This is a genomic window from Paraburkholderia sp. SIMBA_054 (assembly GCF_046534875.1).
In the GTDB taxonomy this organism is placed as follows: domain Bacteria; phylum Pseudomonadota; class Gammaproteobacteria; order Burkholderiales; family Burkholderiaceae; genus Paraburkholderia; species Paraburkholderia hospita.
Genome location: NZ_JAWRXV010000009.1, coordinates 37,263 through 58,931, shown reverse-complemented (window position 1 = coordinate 58,931; position 21,669 = coordinate 37,263). Strand labels below are relative to the sequence as shown.

The following is a 21,669-nucleotide window of genomic DNA, read 5'->3' as shown; positions in this document are numbered from 1 at the left end:
GGCTTTCCTCTCAGGCGTCGACCTGTCTTGAGCAGGCGTTTTGAATTCGGGATATGCAGGGGCGGACGGCAGGCATCGAGTGCGTGCTGCTGCCGTCGCGGGTCGCCATTATACGGATCTGTTGCACGCCTATCGACGCGCTGGCGATGAGTTAACGGACGTGCTTCTGATGAGCGATCTGTCGCGGATCGGATGGCTAGAGCAGTTGTCTTAACAACGTCAATGGGGCGGCGGCCGCCATCCAGACATGCGAGACGACAAACCACGCTCCTACCCAGGACGCGGCGACGACGATCAGATCGCAATGCCCGCTGTTCCAGAGCTTCAACGAGTGACGACCAAGAATCCACGGCACACCGAGCGGATTCGGCCAGTCGGCTAGCAAATGCATCACGCCACCGCATGCAAAGCCAAACGCGACAGCGGCTGCGGGATGATGCGGCATTGTGTGCCATGAGAAGAACAGCGCCGCGAGCCAGCCGATTCCCCAATGCGTGGCCGTGCGATGCGTGATCCACAGACGCTTGCGGCGCGACCACCATGCCACTTCGAGCCAGTCTGGCGCAGTCGCGCCCGCGACGCCCGCCACGAAAGCGAGCCACGCCCATACGTGAAATGGACCTTGCCATCCATGACGCGCGGCCAGCGCTGCCGCGATGACGCCGGCCGCCCAGCCTGTCGCGTGATGTGCCTTGCTCGATGCCATTGAAGTCGCGCGACGATGAAGGTCGCGGTAAAACGCGGGCGGCCATTCTTGCAGAAGCACAGGCAAAAAAATAGCCCGCGACATGCGCGGGCCATGACAACAGGTCGTGCCGTTACGAAGACTTACACATCAGGTCGTGCAACGTGCGATCGCAAAGCGCATTTCCTCTTCGGGCGGATCGTCGCCCGAGCCGCGTATGACCTTGATGACGCAGCCGCCGTTCGAAGGTGTCAGCGTGATGAAGTACGAACCGTTCGACGATGAGCCAACGGTCAGATCGGTCACGCCGTTGTTCTTCGATACATGCACGCGCGACAGACGGCTGTCGAGACAGCGCGCGATATCCGACGCGGGTCGCGCTGACGATGCATAGACCATCGGTTCGGCAGAGGCGCTGGCGTCGGGGCCGCGCGACGAGCCACACGCGGCGAGGATGGCGATGGGAGCAAGAAGGATGAGTCGTTTCATGATTGTGTCGTCGGCGTCTCCGTGCTGCGGGGTACGTGGGCGCAAGCGAAGCGCAAGGCTTCGCGACGAAACCGCTTGCGCCGCCACGCTCATTCGGTGACTGAACTTCGAATGAAATGTTAACGACTGCAAAAACGGCTCCGGCCGAAGTATACCGACGCAAGCGGGATGCGCATGCACATCGTGTTAGAAATTAATTCGAAGCGGATCGCGGATCGTGGGGAGCGCCGTCTAGAAGCGATTCCTGTACGCGAGTCCGAGCGTCGTGCCGCGCGCCGTGCGCTGGTACATGATCGCCCAGTGCGTCAGCGCCGCGCCCGTCAGCGCACCGAGCGCGTCGGCTGCAAGGTCCTTGTAGGAGAAGCCGTCGGTGCGGCAAGTGCCGTCGAACACTTCTTTCGCGAGGCCCGGCACGGTGCCGATCAGCGTCCCGTAGACGACGGGATGTTGCGTGTCGCGCGCGAGGTACGCGCCCAGCGCGCCGAATGGCGCCGATACGGCGAAATGCTTGAGCTTGTCACTGCCTGTCCAGCTATCCGAAGACTGCACTCGCCAGCCGCCACGCGAGCCGCTGCAATCGAGTCCCGCGTGCGCGGCCGAACTGGCCGCCAGCATCAGGGCGAGCACGCTCGCCTGTCTGATCGTCGTCATATGCTCTCCAATTTTGTTTTTGAATCGCGCTCGTTCTGTCAGAAATCTCTGGCGCGTTTAAGCATTTAACGACAGACAGAATCAAATCATTAGTAAACCGAAATAAAAGTGTCAACAAGTGTGTCAAGGCGTTCGCGTGTGCGTGCACGTGCCCGCATCGAGCATAAAAAAACGCGCGCGTCAGACAGCACGCGCGCGTTTTTCACGGAAGACACCGGCAGCCGGTGCGGATCGTCATCCGATCCGGCCGCCTGTGGCGTCGTCGATAGGCAGCTTAGAAGCGGTGACGCAGGCCGACAGCCACAGCCGTCTGGTTTTGCGTCGACGACGGCGTCAGCGTGTTGATCGCTGCGACGTTCGCGCCGAAGTTGCCGAGTTCGCCCGAAGCGTGCTGGTACACGCCTTCCAGGTACACGTCGGTGCGCTTGCTCAGCGAGTAGTCGCCTTGCAGCGAAACCGTGTGCCACTTCGGCGAGCCGTCGCCGTTCGAACCCGAAACCTTGCCGTCCGTGAACGTGTACGCAGCTGCCAGGCTCAGCGCCGGCGTCAGCGCGTAGCGGCCGTTGACTTCATAGTTGTCCAGGTGCAGGTTCGTGCCCGAGATACCGTTGATGAACGTGCCGCCGACATTCGCGCTCTGCAGGTTGTCCAGTTGCGAGTGCGTGTACACGAGGCCGACGGTCGCCGGGCCGTACGTGTAGTTCGCGCCGACGCCGTACGTGCGTTGCGTTTGCGCGGCCAGTTGCGCTGCGCCGCCCGCACCTGCCGAGATCGCGCCGTTCGTGTTGTTGCTGCCCGAGTTGTTCAGTTGCAGGTAAGCGGCTGCGACGTTCAGCGGACCGTTCTTGTACGAAGCGCCTGCGCTCCATGCCCGGTTGTCGGCGAAGCCGTTAGCTTCGTTCGAGAAGCCATACAGGCCGCCGAACTGCAGGCCTGCGTAGTTCGGGCTCGCGTACTTGACCGAGTTCTTGATCGAGAACGAGTTGTCGAGGTTGTCGTTGTCGAACGGGTGGCCGGCCAGGTTGTTGCCGAAGCCCGAGCCCGCTGCCGACAGCGGCGCGAGGTAGTCGACCATGGAGTCATACTGACGGCCGAGGGTCACCGTGCCGTACTGGTTGCTTTGCAGACCGACGTACGCCTGACGGTTGAACAGCGTGTTGTTTTCCTTGAGGCTGCCGTTGTTCAGGTTGAAGCCGCTTTCCAACGTGAAGATGGCGTGCAGGCCGTTACCGAGGTCTTCGCTGCCGCGCAGGCCGAAGTACGTGTCCGAAACCGAGCCGCTGCCTTGTTGCCAGTTGCTGTGGCCAGCCTGGTTGTTCGTGTAGATGAGGCCTGCGTCCAGCGTGCCGTACAGGGTAACGCTGCTTTGCGCGTGCGCCGTTGCTGCGAAGGCGCCGAGAATGCCCGCGACGATAAGGGTTTTTTTCATGCTTTATTACTCCGAGACTTTGCGTGGAGACCGTAATACGGAACACGCACTGCAATGCGTGCCGTCGATCCGGAGCGAAGTGTATTACCGATACTCCCGGGCTTACTTTCGTCTGGCGCAACAATGCTTTCCGAAAAACGGAATAGACGGATTAACGTCGCTAAGTATTTTGGTTTTAAAGGATTTTTTGAATTCGACGTGTGCCGGATGAGGTGCTGTCAATTGTCGCATTGTTGCAGTAGCGCGACGGTGACAGCCAGAAGTCAGCCGGGTTAACCCGTTGAAAACCGTTTCCGTGGGCTTTTGCAAGCCTTGATTAGTGCGATTTTTGGAAAGGTACTCTTCCATCCAGTGGTCTCGTCGGCACCGGATGCTACTTATACAATTCGGCTTACCCCTTGACCAAGGGTTGTCTTTTTCATCTGTTTTTATGCGGCCTTCGGGCCGCTTTTTTTTGCCTTTAGTCAAATAGAAATCGTTCGGTTGAATAATGGTCAATGGATTATTTCGTAAATCGATATCTAGTTAGATTGAACCTTTTCATATTCGCACGATAAGGCATCTTTTGTTGTCCATTGGTTATAGGCGTGCGTCTACCCGATTTTGCGGCGGCGCGCCTGGGTAAAATGGGGGTTTCGCGCCGCAGACTCGATGCGGCGCCCGACGAACCCGAACCCTCTCTGCAATGACCGATACGCCTCTCACCGAACCCGACGCCGGCAACGCGTCCGAAGCCCTGCATGAAGACCGTCTGTGGCGCGACAACGGCTGGACCGCACGCGTCAAAAAGAACGAAGACGACGACGGCTGGGCTGTCGAGATGATCAAGGACGGCGAGGCCGAGCCTGCGCTGGTCGGGCCGTGGACGATGGGCCGCGACAAGAAGAATCCGAAGCCGCTGGACACCAACGCATTCAACACGCTCGTGAAGACGGCTTCGGAAGTCTTGCGCCGGCATGAACAGCAACTGCACGCGCAGTTGCACAAGCGGATGGCGGTGGAGTCCGGCGACGCCACTATCGAAGTCACGCTCGATATCGTCCCCGACGAGGACGATCCCTATGCATTGCTCACCGCGTTCGATTCCTTCGGCGAGCAACTCGCGCAAGTGAAGGTCGGGCCGAACTTCAAGCTCAGCAGGGCGAGCGCAGCGTCGTGGGTCGAGAACGAGTTTCGTCGGCCGGGCTGACCCGGCTTATACCTATACAGTTAGCGGCTCAGGCGGACGCGGGTTTGTCCAGCTCTGCCTTGATGCGCCCGGCCAGCACGCGCAGCTCGTCGAGATCGGCGCGCTCGGCCGCGTGAATCTTCAACGGAATGCCGTCGTGACGCGGAATCACGTGAAAGTGCACATGCGGCACGGTCTGGCCGGACGCCGCGCCGTTCAGTTGCGCGATCATCATTCCCGGCGGGTTGAGCGCGGCTTTCACGGCAATCGCGACCTTGCGCGCGGTGCGAATCGCAGCGGCCGCCGCGTCTTCCGACAATTCGAACAGTTCGGCGGCGGGCTCTTTCGGCAGAACCAGTACGTGGCCTTCGGCCTGCGGCATGATGTCCATCATCGCAACGGTGTGCTCGTCCTCATAGATGCGGATAGACGGCAATTCGTCGCGCAGGATGCGGGCAAACGGGTTCTGCTGATCGTAGGGCATGTGAGGCTCCGGTGGTCAGGCGCATTGGCCTTGCGTCGAAGGCCGTGCATGAATGGTCCGGGGATTTTAGCCGACGCGCTTTCATGCGATGTGCCGGGCACGCGCGAGTGTCGGTGCATCGATCGGCAACGCGGGTCGAACTTCCTTTCGTGACAAGCACTTGCGTGTGGTGTGCTCAGCTTGTCCACATCCTTGTGAACAAAATCTGTGGACAAGCGGGATGCTGTTCGCCGGGCTCGCGCGTTTGCCTGATACATGCAACGCGTTTAAACCCAGTCGCATCAAGCACTTGCCGATCTCGTGCGCAGGATACTCACAGGCTTGTGAACAAAATCTGTGGACAACCTCGGGCCATGTCCGCGCGTCGAAGAAGCGTGGGCAGGCGACGCGGCGTAGATGCATCGAGTGCAATCTGAGTTGCGTCAATGACTTGCGTCGGTCTTGCTCAGGTTACTCACAGGCTTGTCACCAAAAACTGTGGACAAGAACACAGGCTTGCGCGCTTCGAAAGCTATCGATAAGCGAATGAATGCGCTCTCGCATGCACGACACACATTCCGAGCCACATCAATGACTTGGCGCGGTCGTGCGCAGGATACTCACAGGCTTACCCACGAAAAGTGTTGATAACTATCGTGCGCGCGTCGCCCTTAACGAATGCGCTCAACTGCGCTTGCAGAAAATCGCTGTCACATGCGGCGCGACACGATGAACGATGGCGGTGCTCCCCGCAGCGGTGACGGCCGTCTGAACCTTTTCGTCGCTGCCCCAGACGACTGCGCCATACGCCGACTTCGCGAGCGGCTCGCCGCTGCCGGCGCGAAAGATGGGATCGTCCTGTTCATAGCCGACCACAGCGAAGACGCTGAAGCCATACGCATCCAGACTCGCGCCGCGCACCGGGCGGAACGCATTGATCGAATTGCTTTCGACGCGCATCGGTTTCGGATCGATCAGTTGTTGCGCGGCGAGATCGGCGATGAACTTGTGCGCCGATTGGTCGCACGCAAGCGCGGAATCGAGCGATGCGGCGCGTGCGGCGAGCGGCAGCGCCGAAAGCAGCATGGCGATGAGGGCAGGGTGGACAAAAAGCTGTTTCATGTTTTTGAAGAACATCCGCTGGAGCGCGGACGGACAGAGAAGCGAAAAAAGCGCGGAGTACCGCGACGATCGACGACAAACGGGCCGCGAAAAGGGTTCGAAAGACCCGGTAACATTGGCGCGACCGGCGTGCACTCTACCTGCGTTCGGAAAAACGTGCTGTCAGGGCGAGCACGAGTAGGTCTTTGAAAAGCAACAGAATTGTGCGCGACTAAGGCAAGAAAACGCGATCCCGTATATATTTCCGGGTTATGACTTCGCAATCACACCCTCCCCGGGACGTTCCGCCGCCCAGAATGTGGGACGCCCGGCTTGCCCGGCGGCTCATCATGCCGCTCGTGGATACACCCGTTACGCCCAATCACCTGACGACCGTGCGCCTGTTGATCGGTCTCGCAGGCGGCCTGGCGTTGGCGCGCGGCGGATTCGCGTGGACCAACGTCGGCGCGTTTCTGATCGTGCTGTCCAACTTCGTCGATCACACCGACGGTGAGCTCGCACGCGTCAGCGGCAAGACGAGCCGCATCGGTCATTTTTACGACCTCGCATGCGACGCGCTCGTGACGGTGCTGCTGTTCGGCGGCATGGGCTACGGCATGACGTCGGCGCAGGTCGGCAATCTGATCGGGCTGGCCGTGCCGCCGTTCCTGCTTGGTACTATCGCGGGCATCGCGGTCGCGCTGATTTTCTTCCTGCGCATGCGCATCGAGGAAATGGCGGGCAAGATGGGCACGAAGCAGGCGTCCGTCGGCGGCTTCGAAACCGAGGATGTGCTTTATCTGCTGCCGCTCGTCACGCTGACGGGCGGCGTCGCACCGTTTCTCGTGGCTGCGTCGATCGGCGCGCCGTTATTTGCTGTGTACGTGGTGATCGATTACCGGCGCGTCTTGCGCCGCGCTCGCCCGGCGCAAAAAGACAGTCAAGCGTTGGTGAGTTGATGAGTGTGCCCGCAGAAGAAAACGTGATTGCAACGAACCCGATGGAACCCGCTGCCGGCCTTGCGCCGGCTTCTGCCGTTTCTGGGGCTGCTGCTTCGAGCGGTGTGCCCGATGCGGATCGCGCTGTCGCGAGCCGCGTCCGCACGTTCGACAATGCGCAACTGCGCAAGGACTTCGACGACCAGAGCGCGTTTCTGTACCTCGAAGATTTCCTCGCACCCGAAGTCACGGCGCAACTGATTGCTGCCGCGCGCGGGCTGCTGCCCGAAGTGAACCGCAACTATCTGCCGGGCCACAAGCAGGGTGGCAGCGTCAGCCGCCATACGATCGATCGCCTGGCGCCGTTCATCGCGCAGCTGTATCGCTCGAAAGAGCTGATCGGCTTCCTCGAGCAACTGACGGGCGACAAGCTGCTGCTGTCGCCGGCTGACGATCCGCACGCGTACGCGCTCTACTACTACACGAAGCCGGGCGATCATATCGGCTGGCACTACGACACGTCTTACTACGACGGTCGCCGCTATACGCTGCTGCTCGGTGTGATCGACGAATCGTCGTGCCGTCTCGACTACGAACTGCACACGCGCGACCCCAACAAGGCGGACCTGCCGGGCTCGGTGCAGATTCCGCCGGGCGGTCTCGTGTTCTTCGACGGCGACAAGCTGCGTCACCGCATCACCCCCGCGCTCGACAACGAAATGCGCGTCTCGCTGACGTTCGAGTACGTCACCGATCCGAACATGCGCCCGTGGCGCCGCGTCATTTCGAATCTGAAGGACGCGATCGCGTACTTCGGTTTCCGTCAGGTGTTCAGCCAGTTCTCGCGCCGTAACGCCAAAGGAGAAGGCGCGTGACGCGTGCCGCCGTGATCCTGCTGACGATCGGCGGCGGGCTGTTCGTCGCGTTGCTCGCATGGCAGGGCTTCGGCTCGGTCGTCTCGACGCTGATGGCAGCCGGCTGGGGTCTCGCCGTCGTCGCTGCGTTCCATTTGCTGCCGCTCGTGCTCGATGCGGGCGCGATCTCCGTGATGCTCGACAGGCGCCGCAAGGAAGTCACCGAACTCGATGCGGTGTTCGCGCGCTGGATCGGCGAATCGGTGAACAGCCTGTTGCCGGCTGGCCAGATCGGCGGACCTGTGATGATGGTGCGCCAGTTGTCGCAACGCGGGCTGCGCATGCGCGACGCCGCGGCCGCGATCACCGTCAGCACCACTTTGCAGGCGCTTGCGCAGATCGTTTTCGCGATGCTCGGCCTGCTGCTGTTCGGCGCGTCGGCTGCGCATGGCGCGATGCATGACTTGCAGACGGCGGCGCTGATCGCCACGGGCGTGCTGGCGGCGATGATCATCGGCTTCTATATTGCGCAGCGGCGCGGCCTGTTCGGCAAGGCGCTGCGCGTCATGTCGAAGGTATTCGGCAAGCGCGACTGGTCGGCGTTGACCACGCGCGCCGATGCCGTCGATGTCGCCGTGCGCGAACTATACGACCAGCGCGGCAAGGTTGCGGCGAGTTTCGCACTGAGCCTTGCGGGCTGGATCATCGGTACGGTGGAAGTGTGGCTGGCGCTGCGCTTCCTCGGTCATCCCGTTGGTTGGGTCGATGCGTTGCTGCTCGAAAGTCTCGGCCAGGCAATACGCGGCGCGGCTTTCGCGATTCCCGGCTCGCTTGGCATCCAGGAAGGCGGCTATCTGCTGCTCGCGCCGCTGGTCGGCCTGCCGCCCGAGGCGGCGCTGGCGTTGTCGCTGGTGAAGCGCGCGCGCGAGTTGCTGCTGGGTCTGCCGGGCCTGCTTTATCTGCATTTCAGCGAACGTAGCTGGCAGCGGCGGCGCGATTCGCGTCTGCCTGCTGTCGATTGATTTTTTTAGAAAGGACCGCGAATGCGCGCCATCATTCTTGCTGCAGGTCTTGGCCTGCGTCTCCAGCAACCTGTTGGAGAACAGTTTCCCAAATGCCTGCTGCGTTTCGACGGCGTGACCTTGCTCGAGCGTCATTTGCAGATGCTCGATGCGGCGGGCGTCACGGACGTCGTGCTGGCGCTTGGCTTTCAGCCGGAACTGGTCGAAGCCGAACTGGAGCGGATCGAATGGCCGCACAAGGTCGAGATCAGGCTGAACCCGCGTTTTGACCTTGGCAGTGTGTTGACGGTGCATACCGTTGCGGATGCGATGACGAGCGGCGGCGACGTGCTGCTGATGGATGCTGATGTGCTGTATGACGAGCGCATTCTGAGCGCTCTGGTTGCGGGCGAGCATGCTAATCGCTTGTTGATCGATCGTGATTTCGAGGCTGGCGATGAGCCCGTCAAGTTGTGTCTGAAGGATGGCGTGCCGGTTGAGTTGCGCAAGCAACTGGCTGTTGGGCTTGAGTACGACACGATTGGTGAGTCGGTTGGGTTCTTCCGTCTGCGTGAAGAGACGGCAAAGCGATTTGCCGAGATCGTTGCTGGGTATGTTGATAGCGGGCGCGCGAATATGCCTCATGAAGAGGCGGTTCGGGATTTGCTGCTTGAGCGGAGTCATGTGTTTGATACCGCCGATGTCACCGGCGCGCCGTGGATCGAGATCGATTTTCCGAATGATGTTAAGCGGGCGGCGGCCGAAATTCTTCCTATGCTGCAGCCGATGGTGGGGGCTGGGCGGTAAGGGTTTGGGTTTTTTGATGTCTGCGACGCTGGGTGGTTTGCTTGTGGTTTCGCTGGCATCCGCGGTTTGTTAGCGTGCTTCAAGCGTCGCCCCTGTGCGGGGCGGCACCTACTTTTCTTCGCCGCCGCAAAGAAAAGTAGGCAAAAGAAAGCGGCTAACACCGCCAATCTTTCTTCTTGCCTGAGGGCCCCCAAAGGGTCTTACGCTTCAAACGGCAGCGATTTTGTTAGCGTGCGTTGCCAACGCTTCGAACGAACGCCTCACCCACTTCAAACACCCCTAGTAGGGCCAGCGGCAGCGAATGGTTTGCGCCGCCCAGGTGGCAAACTGTGTGTAGGTTGTCGCGTCGTACACGTTAGCGCTCTTACAGGGTGGGACGCGTGCGCGATCGGTCCGGAGTGAGGCATGTGGAGCACCTAGGGCCTACACACAGTTTGCCACCTGGGCGGCGGAGGAATATCCGGCACGGCATGCTGTAACGCGGGGGTGTGAAGCGGGTGATGAGCATTGCAAGAGCGCTGGCAACTAACATGAGTCACGTGATTGCCGTGTGAAGGGAGGGACCGGTTGGGGTCCCTCAGGCAGGAAGAAGAATTGGCGGTGTTAGCCGCTTTCTTTTGCCTACTTTTCTTTGCGGCGGCAAAGAAAAGTAGGTGCCGCCCCGCACAGGGGCGACGCGTGAACGGCAAACACCGTAACGCGGATGCCCGCGAAACCACAAGCAAACCAACCCCGCCCGCGCAGCGTGAAAAACCCAACCCTCAACAGCGTCGCAGACAAAAACCAAACCAAACCAAAACCATGCCTCTGGCAATAGGCACCTTCATCGTTCCACTGATAGTCGCCTGCGCGATGTTCATGGAAAACGTCGACTCGACGGTCCTCGTCACATCCCTACCCGTACTGGCCCGGGACTTGGGCCACGACCCAATCACCCTAAAGCTTGCTATCACGGCCTACGTGATCGGCCTCGGCGTGTTCATCCCCGTCTGCGGCTGGGTAGCCGACCGCTACGGTCCACGCTCCGTATTCCGCACTGCAATCGGCATCTTCATGGCCGGCTCCCTGATGGCCGCCGCATCGACGACGCTGCCGCTCTTCGTCGCCGCGCGCTTCGTGCAAGGCATCGGCGGCGCAATGATGGTGCCCGTCGGGCGCATCATCATTTTCCGGTCCGTGCCGAAGTCGGACTTCATCCGCGCCGTCAACTATCTGACCGTGCCCGCGCTGCTCGGGCCCGTCGTCGGGCCGCCGCTCGGCGGCTTCATCACGACCTATCTGCATTGGCGTCTGATCTTCGTCGTCAACATTCCGATCGGCCTCTTCGGCATCTGGCTCACGAACAAACACATCGCCAACATGCGCGAAGCGCATCCCGGACCGCTCGACTGGACCGGTTTCGCCCTGTCGGCGGGCGGCGCGTCGCTGTTCATGCTCGGCCTGTCGCTGGTCGGCGGCGAACTGGTATCGGACCGTGTATCGGTGACGATGTGCGTGCTCGGCGCCGCGCTGCTGCTCGTCTACTGGCGCTACGCGAGTCGTGTCGAACGGCCCGTGCTCGATCTCAGGCTGCTGCGTATCCCGAGTTTTCACGCGAGCGTCGTCGCTGGCTCGCTGTTTCGGATAGGGCTTGGCGCCGTTCCGTTCCTGTTGCCGCTCGCGTTGCAGGAAGGACTCGGCATGACGCCGTTCGCGGCGGGCACGATCACCTGCGCATCGGCGTTCGGCTCGATCTTCATGAAGACGATCGCGTCGTCGGTGCTCGCACGCTTCGGCTTCCGGCGCGTGCTGATGTTCAACGCAGTGCTGGCTGGCTGCGCGATCGCGAGTTATGGACTGTTCGGTCCCGGAACGCCGCACGCTGTGATCTGGTTTGTCGTGCTGTTCGGCGGCGTGTTTCCGTCGTTGCAATTCACGTCGCTGAACTCGCTCGCGTATGCGGACATTCCGAGCCGCGACGTGGGTCGCGCGACGAGCGTCGCGAGCGTGGTTCAACAGATTTCGCTGGGTCTCGGTGTGACGATCGCGGGCATCGTGCTGCAGATCTCGCACAATGTGCAAGGGCATCCGACTATCGTGTGGACCGACTTCTGGCCCGCGTTTCTGGTGGTTGGTCTGTTCTCGCTCGCGTCGATTCCCGTGACGGCGAAGCTGCCGCACAACAGCGGCGAAGAACTCGCGCGTGGCGGAAGAGGGGAAGCGTGACGCGTGTCTTCACGAACGTCACGCCTTGACACCAGGAGCTTTAAGCCGCTCGAGAACTGTGCGCACGAACTGCTGTGTGCGTTCATGCTGCGGCGGTCCACGCTCGATGATCTTGCCTTGCGAGAAGAAGCACACGCAGTCTGCAAATTCACGCGCAAAAAACCATCTGATGCGTAACGGTTAGCATCGTCAGATTGTGCTCTTCGCTGCATAGATCACGATCGAGCACGGACGTCACTTCATCGAACGGCATCACCTTAGGACGCTTTGCTAATGCGCGCGCAAAGTGATTGCACTTATCCGCGTGACCCAACATCGAAAGCAACTCCCGCGATCGATCCGTCGCTTCGTTGCGCGACAGGCCGAGTACCTGCATCGGCGCTTCGATCGTATTGGCGAGTGCCGTCATGTGCGGGAGATGCTGAATGAATCACCGGCTGCTTAGCAGCGTCGCAGTCGTATTGCAATTGGAGTAATCGAACGAAGCAATTTGCTGCGCCTGCAGCATGTCGGGTTGCTTCGCAAATGTACTCGTCGCGTGTTATAAGCCCAAAGACAGGCTTTAGGTTCCGTCACTGGATGATTGTCTTTGGAGGCACGCATTGAAACTAATAGATAAAGCGAAATTCTCCGCAACAGCACTGGCCGTCGCAGGGCTCTTCACGACTACCGCGGGCTTTCTCGAGTCCGCACCTGCTTACGCGAAGGCGCCCCCGCCGCAGCAACCCGTACTGACCGCATCGGCCGTCGCCGTCGCCGACAAGTACAGCGCTGATGCTGCCGAGCAGATCTTCAAGGAAGGCGGCAATGCCGTCGACGCCGCTGTCGCCATCGCCTTCACGCTGGCCGTCACCTACCCTGAGGCAGGCAACATCGGCGGTGGCGGCTTCATGACGCTATACGTGAACGGCAAGCCGTATTTCATCGACTATCGCGAGCGTGCGCCGCTGGCTGCGACGCGCAACATGTTTCTCGACGATCAGGGCAATGTCATCAAGGGCAAGAGCCTTTTCGGCTATTACGCAGCGGGTGTGCCAGGAACAGTGGCAGGCATGTGGGAAGCACAGCACCGTTTCGGCAAACTGAAATGGAAGCAGGTTCTGGCGCCCGCCATCAAATATGCGCGTGACGGCTTCGAAGTCGACGAGCAGCTTGCAAAGCGCCGCGAAGATGCCGAGAAGGACTTCGAAGGCAAGACGAATTTCGACACCTATTTCGGCAATCTGAAACAGGGCGTCAATTTCAAGCAGCCGGATCTCGCCGCCGTGCTCACGCGCATCGCGAATCAGGGCGCGCGCGAGTTCTATAACGGCAAGACGGCCGATCTGATCGCCGCGTCGATGAAGGGGCACGGCCTCATCACGAAGCGCGATCTGCAGGACTACCGCGCTGTGTGGCGTCAGCCCATTCAGGCGAACTGGAACGGCTATCACGTGATCACCGCGCCGCCGCCGAGCTCGGGCGGCATTGGCCTCGTGCAATTGCTGAAGATGAAGGCGGACCTGAAGAGCGACTTCACCAATGTCGATCTCAACTCGCCGCAGTACATTCACCTGATATCGGAAATCGAAAAGCGCGTCTTTGCCGATCGCGCGCAGTACCTGGGCGACCCGGACTTCTATAAGGTACCCGTCGCACAACTGACGGACGACGCCTACATCGCGAAGCGCGCGGCCGAAGTGAATCCGAACACGCCGTCGGACACGAAGAGCGTGCAGCCGGGCCTCGGCACGTCGATGCCCGAGAAAGCGGAGACCACGCATTTCTCGGTGGTCGACAAGTGGGGCAATGCCGTGTCGAATACGTACACGATCAACGGCTATTTCGGTTCCGGTGTCGTTGCGGAAGGCACGGGCATCGTGCTGAACGACGAGATGGACGACTTCGCATCGAAGCCTGGCGTGCCGAACATGTTCGGCGTGGTGGGCAGCGACGCGAACTCGATCGAGCCGAAGAAGCGCCCGTTGTCGTCGATGTCGCCGACCATTCTGACGAAGGACGGCAAGGTGTCGCTGGTGATCGGCACGCCGGGCGGATCGCGCATCTTCACGTCGATTTTCCAGGTGGTCAACAACGTGTACGACTTCAATATGCCGCTGAAGGAAGCCGTTGGCGCGATGCGTTTCCATCATCAACTGTTGCCGCCGAACACGATCTTCTGGGAGCCGTATGCGCCTATCGAAGGCGAACTCGCGAAGCAGGTCGAAGCTAAGGGTTATACGCTGAAGGCGCAGGACTTCAATGGCGACATTCAGGCGATCAAGATCAACGGCGAGCGGCCGGAGGCCGTATCCGATCCACGCGGACGCGGCGTGTCGCGTGTGATACCGTAATCTCGCGGCATGCGCTGGCGTCGCAGCCAATCACGCGGCGCCTCGTCGATTCGCTTTGCAGCGGACATCGCCGGTGGGCGGTGTCCGCTGTTTTCACTTTCTGGAGCGGGGAGTCAGCGATGAATCAGCCGGAATCACAGAGCCATACGCAAGAGCCGCGATTCGAAGGGCTCAGTGCTGTCACGCTCGCCACGCACGACATGGAGCGCGCTGTTGCGTTTTATCTGGCGCTTGGCTTTCCACTTGCCTATGGGGGGCCATTCGAGGCGTTCACGTCGTTTGCGTTCGGCGGCACCTATCTGAACGTGATTCTCGACACGAGAGGACCGGTGCTATGGTGGGGGCGTGTGATCGTTCACGTGTCCGACGTGGACGCCGTTTATCACAAGGCGCTGGCAGCGGGATACCAGCCCGAGGCCGCACCCGCCGATGCTTCATGGGGCGAACGATATTTCCATATCACCGATCCTGATGGCCACGAGATCAGCATCGCCAAGAGGCTTTGAACAGGCTTTGAAGAGGCGTCGGAAAGGTACTTTGAAGAGCCGCACCCGTTGCACAAGAGTAATATGACTGACACCGAGAAAGCTGACAATCACACGAGCCCACGCGCCGCGTACACCCTTTTCCGCGCTACGGAAAAAACAGGAGCCACTGTGATGAAGGAATCCGAACAGGAACTTGACGCCGAGTCGCTCGCCGCACGGCAGCGCCGCTTCGAAGAGGACCTCGTCGATGCGTACGACGAGGAACTCGAAATGGAAGTCGACGACCGCATCCTCGACGGCGGCGAAGGCTTTACGCCCGAAGCGCGCGAATTGCGCAAGCAATATTTCCGCGAGCTGTTCCGTCTGCAAGGCGAGCTCGTCAAGCTGCAGGACTGGATCGTCAAGACAGGGCATCGCCTTGTCGTGATCTTCGAAGGCCGCGACGCGGCTGGCAAGGGCGGTGCGATCAAGCGCATCACGCAACGGCTGAATCCGCGCGTATGCCGGGTCGCGGCACTGCCCGCGCCGAACAACCGCGAACGCACGCAATGGTACTTCCAGCGTTATGTCAGCCACCTGCCTGCAGGCGGCGAAATGGTGCTGTTCGATCGCAGCTGGTACAACCGCGCGGGCGTCGAGCGCGTGATGGGCTTCTGCACCGACGACGAATACGACGAGTTCTTCCGCTCGGTGCCCGAGTTCGAGAAGATGCTCGTGCGCAGCGGCGTTCAGATTATCAAGTACTGGTTCTCGATCACCGACGAAGAGCAGGAAATCCGCTTCCAGGCGCGTATCCACGATCCGCTCAAGCAATGGAAGCTCAGCCCGATGGACCTCGAAAGCCGTCGCCGCTGGGAGCGTTATACGCAGGCGAAGGAAGTGATGTTGCAGCGCTCGCATATCGCCGAGGCGCCGTGGTGGGTCGTGCAGGCCGTCGACAAGAAGCGCGCGCGGCTGAACTGCATTCATCATCTGCTGAGCCAGGTGCCGTATCACGAGATCGAACATCCGTCCATCGTGTTGCCGGAACGCGTCTTTCACGAGGACTACAGCCGTCATCCTGTGCCGGACAAGATGATCGTACCCGACGTGTTTTGATCCCTGTTTGAAGGGCTGAAATGAAAGGCGCGGCATAAAAATGCCGCGCTTTTTCTTTTGCCGTTTTGCCGCCACCTGATCGAATCAGCGCGGCGGCGAGGTACGAGTCGTCAGAACAGGTGACGGAACAACCAGTACAGTCCCCCGGACAGCGCGATCGATGCGGGCAGCGTCAGCACCCACGCCAGCACCAGGCTGCGCACGGTGCCCCATTGCAGGCCTGAGCCATTGGCGGCCATCGTGCCTGCCACACCCGAGGACAGCACGTGCGTCGTCGACACGGGCAGGCCGTACATGTCGGCGGCGCCAATCGTGACCATCGCGACGAGTTCGGCCGATGCGCCCTGTCCATAGGTCAGATGCTGCTTGCCGATCTTCTCGCCGACTGTCACGACGATGCGCTTCCAGCCCACCATCGTGCCGAGACCCAGCGCGATTGCCACGGCGACTTTCACCCACGTCGGAATGAACTTGGTCGCGTGGTCCATCTGCTTCCTGAAGTTGTCGATGGCCTTGGCGTCGTCCGCTGCAAACGCGGGCTGCTTCGCCTTTTCCATCAGACGGATCGCTTCCGACGCGACGTACATGTTGTTGCGCACGTTATCGACCTTGTCTTGCGGCACGTTCGCCATCGTGCCCGACGAGCTGACCTGCTGACCAATCTGCTCCATCAGCTTTTGCAGCGCGGGCACTGTGGCGGGCGTGAGCTGCCGCGTGCGGACATAGTTCTCCACTTCGCTGCGCGGCGCGACGACGGGCGGCACGCCTTGCGTCGCATACTTGCCGAGCGCGGCCGAAGCCTGTTGCGAAACGGCGAGGAAGGTTTGCGTTTCGTTGGCCGTGACAGCCTTGTTCAGTGCATAGGCGGTCGGCACGGTGCCGATCAGGATCAGCATGATGAGGCCCATGCCTTTCTGGCCGTCGTTGGAACCATGCGCGAACGACACGCCCGTGCAGGTCAGAATCAGCAGCCCGCGAATCCAGAACGGCGGCGGTGCTTTGCCTTTCGGCTCCGCGTACAGCGCGGGCACGCGCACGAGCGCCTTGAGGACCAGCAGCAGAAGGCCCGCGAGCAGGAAGCCGATCAGCGGCGAGAACAGCAGCGACTTGCCGACGCCGGCGGCTTGCCCCCAATCGACGCCGCTCGTGCCGTCCGCGCCATGCAGCAGCTGGTTCATCAGGCCGACGCCGATGATCGAGCCGATCAGCGTATGCGAGCTCGACGACGGCAGGCCGAACCACCATGTACCCAGATTCCAGATGATCGCGGCGATTAGCAGCGCGAACACCATCGCAAAGCCTGCGCTGCTGCCCACTTGCAGAATCAGTTCGACGGGCAGCAACTGAAGAATGCCGAATGCGACTGCGCCGCTCGAGGTCAGCACGCCGAGGAAATTCCATGTGCCGGACCACACGACCGCGACGTTAGGCGAGAGCGAGTGCGTATAGATCACGGTCGCGACGGCGTTTGCCGTGTCGTGAAAGCCATTGACGAACTCGAAGCCGAGCGCGATCAGAAGGGCCACGCCGAGCAGCAGATAAGCGACGATCGAACCGGTGCGAACGGATTCGAGGTCGCCGACCAACTGAAACGCGCAATAGATCGCGCCAGCGACCAGCGCAATCACGAAGACGGCGAGTCCTAAGTTGCGGTTTTTGGCACTCGCGGTGCCTGTCTGCGGATATGAGAGTTCCGGCATGGCCTGGGCCTCGGGGGATGGTCGGGGGGGATCCCCGATCCTGCAAGCCCAGCATGTCGATACGATGACAAACGCGTGACGGATATGCCCCTTAACATTTGTGCGCCGCGTCACGCGGGCTTAGATGCCGCGAGTTGCCCGTTACATGGGATGCGTCAGAAGAAGGCCCCCGCGGCCCAGACGCTAAAATGAGTGCATGGCGCCAGAGCGCCGATCCGGAATCGAGACCTCCTTGAAAAGAAAAATGCCAGCGCTCAATGCGCTCAAAGCCTTCGAAGTCGCCGGGCGCACGGGCAGCTTCACGCGCGCGGCGGAATTGCTCAACGTCACCCAAAGCGCGGTGAGCCGCCAGGTGCGGCAACTCGAAGAGCAACTCGGCGAAACGCTATTGCAGCGCAGGCATCATCATCTGGATCTCACGGCATCGGGCCGCGTGCTGCTGCAGGCGTTGCAGCATTCGTTCGACAAGATCGAATGGACCGTGCGCTCGATTCAGGAAAAGACGCATCTGAATCGCTTGCGGGTCAATGCGCCGCCGACTTTCGCGAGCCGCTGGTTTCTGCCGCGCCTCGGGCGCTTGCACACCGAGCACCCCGAACTGGAATTGAGCCTGTCGACGCGGCTAGAGGACAATCTTGCCGAGTCGAGCGTGCTCGATTGCGCGATCCGCTTCGGCAATGGCGAATGGGAAGGATTCGATAATCTGCTGCTGATGAATGAGCGGCATATCGCCGTGTGCTCGCCCGCGTTGCTCGCGCGCCAGGCGGGTAATGAGGTCATCGATCTCAATCAATTCACTTTGCTGCATGTTTTAGCGGGCGACAACCAGCGTTATCTGACCTGGCAGCATTGGCTGAAGGCGGCGGGCATCGAAGGTGTGGATACGTCGGGCGGTTTCGAATTCGATCTGCTCGATCACGCGATACGCGCTGCCGTCGACGGCCTCGGCATCACGATCGCCGATCGTCATATGATTGCGCACGAGCTCGCCAATGGACAGCTCGTGCAGGTGCTGAACGTGCATGTCGATGGACACCAGTCATATTGGCTCGTGACGCGTCCCGAACAGGGCGACCTGCCGCATGTGACTGTGTTTCGCGACTGGCTGCAACAGGAAGTGTGGCTGACGCAGCGCAGCGTCGAAACATCGGCGGCTGCGCGGGTGCCTTTGATCAGCGGCCATTGATTCTCCTGTCGCTTGCGCCGCTTTTGACTCACTTAAGCTGATTCATTTGCTTCACATCATTCTCTTCAAGCAAGCCGAAGCGCTAGCGTCATTGACGTTCACTACTGTGCGACGCAAACGTTAAACGTCCATCGCGGCTTGTGCGCAAACACCGAAAAACCACAGAAGCGCTTCCACCGCGTAAATGGACTAATTGCCCACTGCGGATACTGGTATCATTTTTTTATACCAATCCACGATGTTGCGTCCGCATCGAAATGCGCAACGTCTGTATCAAAGCTTGGTGCAAACAGGGACCCTGCGGCACGCGGCGCACGAACGCGCGCGGCCTCATTCTCGCAGTCACTTGCTCGGGGATCGATAAAGTTGGCAACGAAAAGCAGGGCCGGGCAAGGGAAGAGCTTTGTCGAGCGCATTTACCGCTTGCGCATTGCCGGGCTGGGGCTTGGCTTCTTCTGCGTCGCTTCCGTTTTCGCGCTACAGCATCGCGGCTTCGTGCTCTGGTCGCTGCTGGTGTTTCATGGTTTCGTCTGGCCACATGTCGCGCGGCGCGCTGCGCTTGCCTGTGAAGTGCCGTTTCGCGGCGAACGCCTGAACCTGATGGCCGATTCGATGCTCGGCGGCTTCTGGGTCGTGGCGATGCAGTTCAACGTGCTGCCTAGCGTGCTGATTCTCGCGATGCTCAGCATGGACAACATCGCCGCGGGCGGCCTGCGGCTCTTTGCACGCGGCGTGGTCGCGCATGTGCTCGGCGTGCTGGCGGGGCTCGTCACGGTCGGCTTCGTGTTTTCGCCGATGTCGCAAATGCCCACCATTCTCGCGTGTCTGCCGTTCCTCATTATTTATCCGCTTGCGTTGGGCTTTACGAGCTACCGGCTGTCGCTCAAGCTCGCCCAGCGCACGCGCGAACTCGAGCACCTGAGCCGCACGGACGGGCTGACCCGCCTTTGGAACCGCCGGCACTGGGAAGGACTGCTCGCCGGGGAATTCGAGCGTTGCCGCGCGAACCGCTACGCGTCGTGCCTGCTGCTGATCGACCTCGATCACTTCAAGCGGATCAACGACACGCTGGGTCATCCTGCTGGCGACTCGGTGTTACAGGCGTTCGCCGATCTTTTGCGCAGCCATTTCCGCGCGGCCGACAGCATTGGCCGTTATGGCGGCGAGGAATTCGGCGTAGTCTTGCCGGGCGCGACATTGCGCGAGGCGCATACGGTCGCGAAGGTGCTGGTACAGCGCGTGAGGGAGAAGACGAAAGAAGCGTCGACGGAATGCCCGTGCACGATCAGCGTCGGCATTGCCCAGTTGACCGACGACTTGCCCGACTATCACACGTGGTTGCAGGAAGTCGACCGCAGCCTTTATCAGGCGAAGGCGACGGGGCGTGACCGGATCGTCGTCGGCGGTCTTGCGCCCGTTCACGAAGTGGCGCGCGGCTAAGCGTACCAGGCGCGCCGAAGCGCGAAGCGTCACGCTTTATAGCGCGCATACGATCCCAGCGAAAATGGAGCCGAACAGCGCCCATTTGACGACATAGTAAGTCGGCCGATGCCACGCCTTAAGGCGCTTGCCGACGCGGCGAATCGCGTACACATATTGAATGCGCGGTTCAGGAAACCGGTGCGGTCGCCTTCTTGATCGGATAGTTGACGTCCGAAGGTGAAGCGGGCATTGCCGCACCTTGTTACATACGCGACGCTTAAGATAAGCAGACGATAAATAGCCCGCGCATACCCTGATCCCCAGGTTTTACCTGAACAATCGGTCTTTAGTATCCATCTTAAAAAAGGGATCTTAGCGAGAACCGCGCCAGCTTTCTCTCAAGGGGTATGCAATTGAATGCAGTCCGCCGATACGCTAAAGCCTTAGTCTTAACGGCGCCGAAGCGCGGCTGTTCTTTAGCGTTTGGGTGCTTCGTAATGGGGCAAACAGACGCGTGAGAACGCGCGCTATTTAACTGGAGACGGCGCCTCTTGGTGCAATACCGCGCAAGGTAATGCCGCGTTCCTGCGGCAGAGCACGCGTTTTCTCGCGCCCGGGCTGCGCGGCGCTTATGTTCTGTTCAGTCAAAGGCTCGACGGAGTAGCCGCGCCGTTCCCACGCGTCCAGTCCGCCTCTTAGCGCGCGAATCCGTGTAAAGCCTTTGTCGCGCATCTGCTGCGACAGCGTTCTTGCCGTGACATCGTCGGCGCAGACGCAATAGACGACGACATCACGCGCGAGCAAAGCGGCGTCGACTGTGCCGGGCGCATGGACGTCGAGCGGCAGCGCGCCGGGAATGGGCTGCGGCGTCTGTCGTTTCATGTGCTCGGGGCGGGCGTCGAGCACGATGGGCGGCTTGTCGGGACGCATCATCGCGTCGACCTGTTCCTGCGAGATTGCCGCAAGCGAGAGCGGCCGCTGCAGACGCCAGCGCTGCACGAAGCGGAACACCAGATAACTCGCGGCGATGGCGGTCAGGACATCGATGATCGTCCAGCCGTGCGCCCGCACTTCGTGAATCAGCAGGCTCAGCTGCCGCTCGAAAATCGCGCCACCGAGCAGCCAGAACGTTGCCCACGCGAAGATACCGACGGCGTCCCACGCGAAGAAGATGACGATGCCGACGCGCGTCGTGCCCATCAGCGGCGGCGTGATGATGGCAAGTCCCGGTATGAACTTCGAGACCGAGACGATGGCCGGTCCAAAGCGCATGAAGAGGGCACGCGCCTTGCGCACTCGCGTTTCGACGGCGGCCGACAGCCGCGCGAGCGCATGGATCAGGCGGCGTCCCAGCATGCGGCCCGCAGTGAACCATATCCCGTCGCCAATCAGCGCGGCGGCGAGCGCGGCAGTCAGCACGTGCCAGAAGGACAGATGGCCATTGGCGATCGCCGTGCCCGCGAGCAGTAGTACGGGGACGGCAGGCACGGGAATGCCGAGGCGCGTGAGCAGCACGTTCAGGAAGACAATGGCTGCGCCCCATGTAGAAATTGCCGACGGATTCAAATCGACCAATTGCAATAGCTCCTTGCGCATTGCATTGCTTCGACGCGCGCTGGCTGCCGTTCATTGTTGCACGGCTGAAGGTGCC

General features: G+C 60.9%; 19 protein-coding genes and 2 pseudogenes. 11 read left to right on the top strand and 10 right to left on the bottom strand.

Annotated elements, in window-relative coordinates:
* Nucleotides 1–196: 196 nt before the first annotated feature.
* From SB822_RS13180 to SB822_RS13165, 4 genes are all read right to left on the bottom strand, one after another.
* Nucleotides 197–706, bottom strand: a complete 510-nt coding sequence (locus SB822_RS13180; protein WP_410854876.1) for a metal-dependent hydrolase — start codon at nucleotides 704–706, stop codon at nucleotides 197–199.
* A gap of 129 nt (nucleotides 707–835) precedes the next feature.
* The gene (locus SB822_RS13175; protein WP_410854875.1) at nucleotides 836–1,174 is read right to left on the bottom strand and encodes a sugar ABC transporter ATPase; all 339 of its coding nucleotides are present in this window, start codon (nucleotides 1,172–1,174) and stop codon (nucleotides 836–838) included.
* 231 nt (nucleotides 1,175–1,405) lie between these two features.
* Nucleotides 1,406–1,825 carry a hypothetical protein gene (locus SB822_RS13170; RefSeq protein ID WP_009771213.1) on the bottom strand — a complete coding sequence of 140 codons (420 nt, stop codon included), beginning with the start codon at nucleotides 1,823–1,825 and terminating at the stop codon, nucleotides 1,406–1,408.
* Nucleotides 1,826–2,099: 274 nt separating this feature from the next.
* Complete coding sequence (locus SB822_RS13165; RefSeq protein ID WP_009771214.1) at nucleotides 2,100–3,254, bottom strand: porin; 1,155 nt, start codon at nucleotides 3,252–3,254, stop codon at nucleotides 2,100–2,102.
* 685 nt (nucleotides 3,255–3,939) lie between these two features.
* Between SB822_RS13165 and SB822_RS13160 the strand changes: the two genes are divergently transcribed.
* Nucleotides 3,940–4,443: a hypothetical protein gene (locus tag SB822_RS13160; protein ID WP_410854874.1), complete on the top strand. Its 504-nt coding sequence runs from the start codon at nucleotides 3,940–3,942 to the stop codon at nucleotides 4,441–4,443.
* 28 nt (nucleotides 4,444–4,471) lie between these two features.
* Here the strand turns inward: SB822_RS13160 and SB822_RS13155 are convergent, their stop codons facing one another.
* Both SB822_RS13155 and SB822_RS13150 read right to left on the bottom strand, forming a co-directional pair.
* Entirely contained in the window at nucleotides 4,472–4,906 is a 435-nt protein-coding gene (locus SB822_RS13155; RefSeq protein WP_024162913.1) for an HIT family protein, read from the bottom strand.
* 663 nt (nucleotides 4,907–5,569) lie between these two features.
* On the bottom strand, nucleotides 5,570–6,007 hold the full coding sequence (locus SB822_RS13150; protein ID WP_039902886.1) for a hypothetical protein: 438 nt from the start codon (nucleotides 6,005–6,007) through the stop codon (nucleotides 5,570–5,572).
* 251 nt (nucleotides 6,008–6,258) lie between these two features.
* On the opposite strand from SB822_RS13150, the gene SB822_RS13145 reads away from it, so the two are divergent.
* The 5 genes from SB822_RS13145 (at nucleotide 6,259) to SB822_RS13125 (ending at nucleotide 11,791) form a co-directional block, all read left to right on the top strand.
* Nucleotides 6,259–6,945: a CDP-alcohol phosphatidyltransferase family protein gene (locus SB822_RS13145; protein ID WP_039902879.1), complete on the top strand. Its 687-nt coding sequence runs from the start codon at nucleotides 6,259–6,261 to the stop codon at nucleotides 6,943–6,945.
* Nucleotides 6,945–7,799 (top strand): 2OG-Fe(II) oxygenase, encoded by an 855-nt coding sequence (locus tag SB822_RS13140; RefSeq protein ID WP_009771218.1) that lies wholly within the window; start codon nucleotides 6,945–6,947, stop codon nucleotides 7,797–7,799. The genes SB822_RS13145 and SB822_RS13140 overlap by 1 nt, the downstream gene beginning before the upstream one ends.
* On the top strand, nucleotides 7,796–8,800 hold the full coding sequence (locus SB822_RS13135; RefSeq protein WP_410854873.1) for a flippase-like domain-containing protein: 1,005 nt from the start codon (nucleotides 7,796–7,798) through the stop codon (nucleotides 8,798–8,800). Before SB822_RS13140 ends, SB822_RS13135 begins: the two co-directional genes overlap by 4 nt.
* A gap of 21 nt (nucleotides 8,801–8,821) precedes the next feature.
* A complete protein-coding gene (locus SB822_RS13130; protein ID WP_007746268.1) occupies nucleotides 8,822–9,586 on the top strand; it encodes an NTP transferase domain-containing protein in 765 nt (254 codons plus the stop codon).
* Between the two features lie 600 nt (nucleotides 9,587–10,186).
* Complete coding sequence (locus SB822_RS13125) at nucleotides 10,187–11,791, top strand: MFS transporter (protein WP_410854872.1); 1,605 nt, start codon at nucleotides 10,187–10,189, stop codon at nucleotides 11,789–11,791.
* Between the two features lie 18 nt (nucleotides 11,792–11,809).
* Here SB822_RS13125 and SB822_RS13120 read toward each other — a convergent pair.
* A pseudogene (locus SB822_RS13120) lies at nucleotides 11,810–12,206 on the bottom strand (ectoine/hydroxyectoine ABC transporter ATP-binding protein EhuA); the annotation flags it as partial.
* Between the two features lie 187 nt (nucleotides 12,207–12,393).
* Here SB822_RS13120 and ggt point away from each other — a divergent pair.
* The 3 genes from ggt (at nucleotide 12,394) to ppk2 (ending at nucleotide 15,710) form a co-directional block, all read left to right on the top strand.
* Nucleotides 12,394–14,124, top strand: a complete 1,731-nt coding sequence (gene ggt / locus SB822_RS13115; protein WP_007587106.1) for a gamma-glutamyltransferase — start codon at nucleotides 12,394–12,396, stop codon at nucleotides 14,122–14,124.
* A 119-nt stretch (nucleotides 14,125–14,243) separates the two neighbouring features.
* Nucleotides 14,244–14,630 (top strand): VOC family protein, encoded by a 387-nt coding sequence (locus SB822_RS13110; RefSeq protein WP_007587105.1) that lies wholly within the window; start codon nucleotides 14,244–14,246, stop codon nucleotides 14,628–14,630.
* A 153-nt stretch (nucleotides 14,631–14,783) separates the two neighbouring features.
* The gene (ppk2, locus tag SB822_RS13105) at nucleotides 14,784–15,710 is read left to right on the top strand and encodes a polyphosphate kinase 2 (protein WP_007587104.1); all 927 of its coding nucleotides are present in this window, start codon (nucleotides 14,784–14,786) and stop codon (nucleotides 15,708–15,710) included.
* Nucleotides 15,711–15,820: 110 nt separating this feature from the next.
* On the opposite strand, the gene SB822_RS13100 is transcribed toward ppk2, so the two are convergent.
* Nucleotides 15,821–17,410 (bottom strand): inorganic phosphate transporter, encoded by a 1,590-nt coding sequence (locus SB822_RS13100; RefSeq protein ID WP_007587103.1) that lies wholly within the window; start codon nucleotides 17,408–17,410, stop codon nucleotides 15,821–15,823.
* 244 nt (nucleotides 17,411–17,654) lie between these two features.
* Here SB822_RS13100 and SB822_RS13095 point away from each other — a divergent pair, with 244 nt between their 5' ends.
* Together SB822_RS13095 and SB822_RS13090 are read left to right on the top strand one after the other, a co-directional pair.
* Nucleotides 17,655–18,596 carry a LysR substrate-binding domain-containing protein gene (locus SB822_RS13095; protein WP_007587102.1) on the top strand — a complete coding sequence of 314 codons (942 nt, stop codon included), beginning with the start codon at nucleotides 17,655–17,657 and terminating at the stop codon, nucleotides 18,594–18,596.
* Nucleotides 18,597–18,962: 366 nt separating this feature from the next.
* On the top strand, nucleotides 18,963–20,036 hold the full coding sequence (locus SB822_RS13090; RefSeq protein ID WP_410854871.1) for a diguanylate cyclase: 1,074 nt from the start codon (nucleotides 18,963–18,965) through the stop codon (nucleotides 20,034–20,036).
* A gap of 36 nt (nucleotides 20,037–20,072) precedes the next feature.
* On the opposite strand, the pseudogene SB822_RS13085 reads toward SB822_RS13090, so the two are convergent.
* Nucleotides 20,073–20,236 (bottom strand): annotated as a pseudogene (locus SB822_RS13085) (lipid A hydroxylase LpxO); the annotation flags it as partial.
* A gap of 313 nt (nucleotides 20,237–20,549) precedes the next feature.
* Nucleotides 20,550–21,593, bottom strand: a complete 1,044-nt coding sequence (locus SB822_RS13080) for a VTT domain-containing protein (protein ID WP_007738631.1) — start codon at nucleotides 21,591–21,593, stop codon at nucleotides 20,550–20,552.
* Nucleotides 21,594–21,669 lie beyond the last annotated feature (76 nt).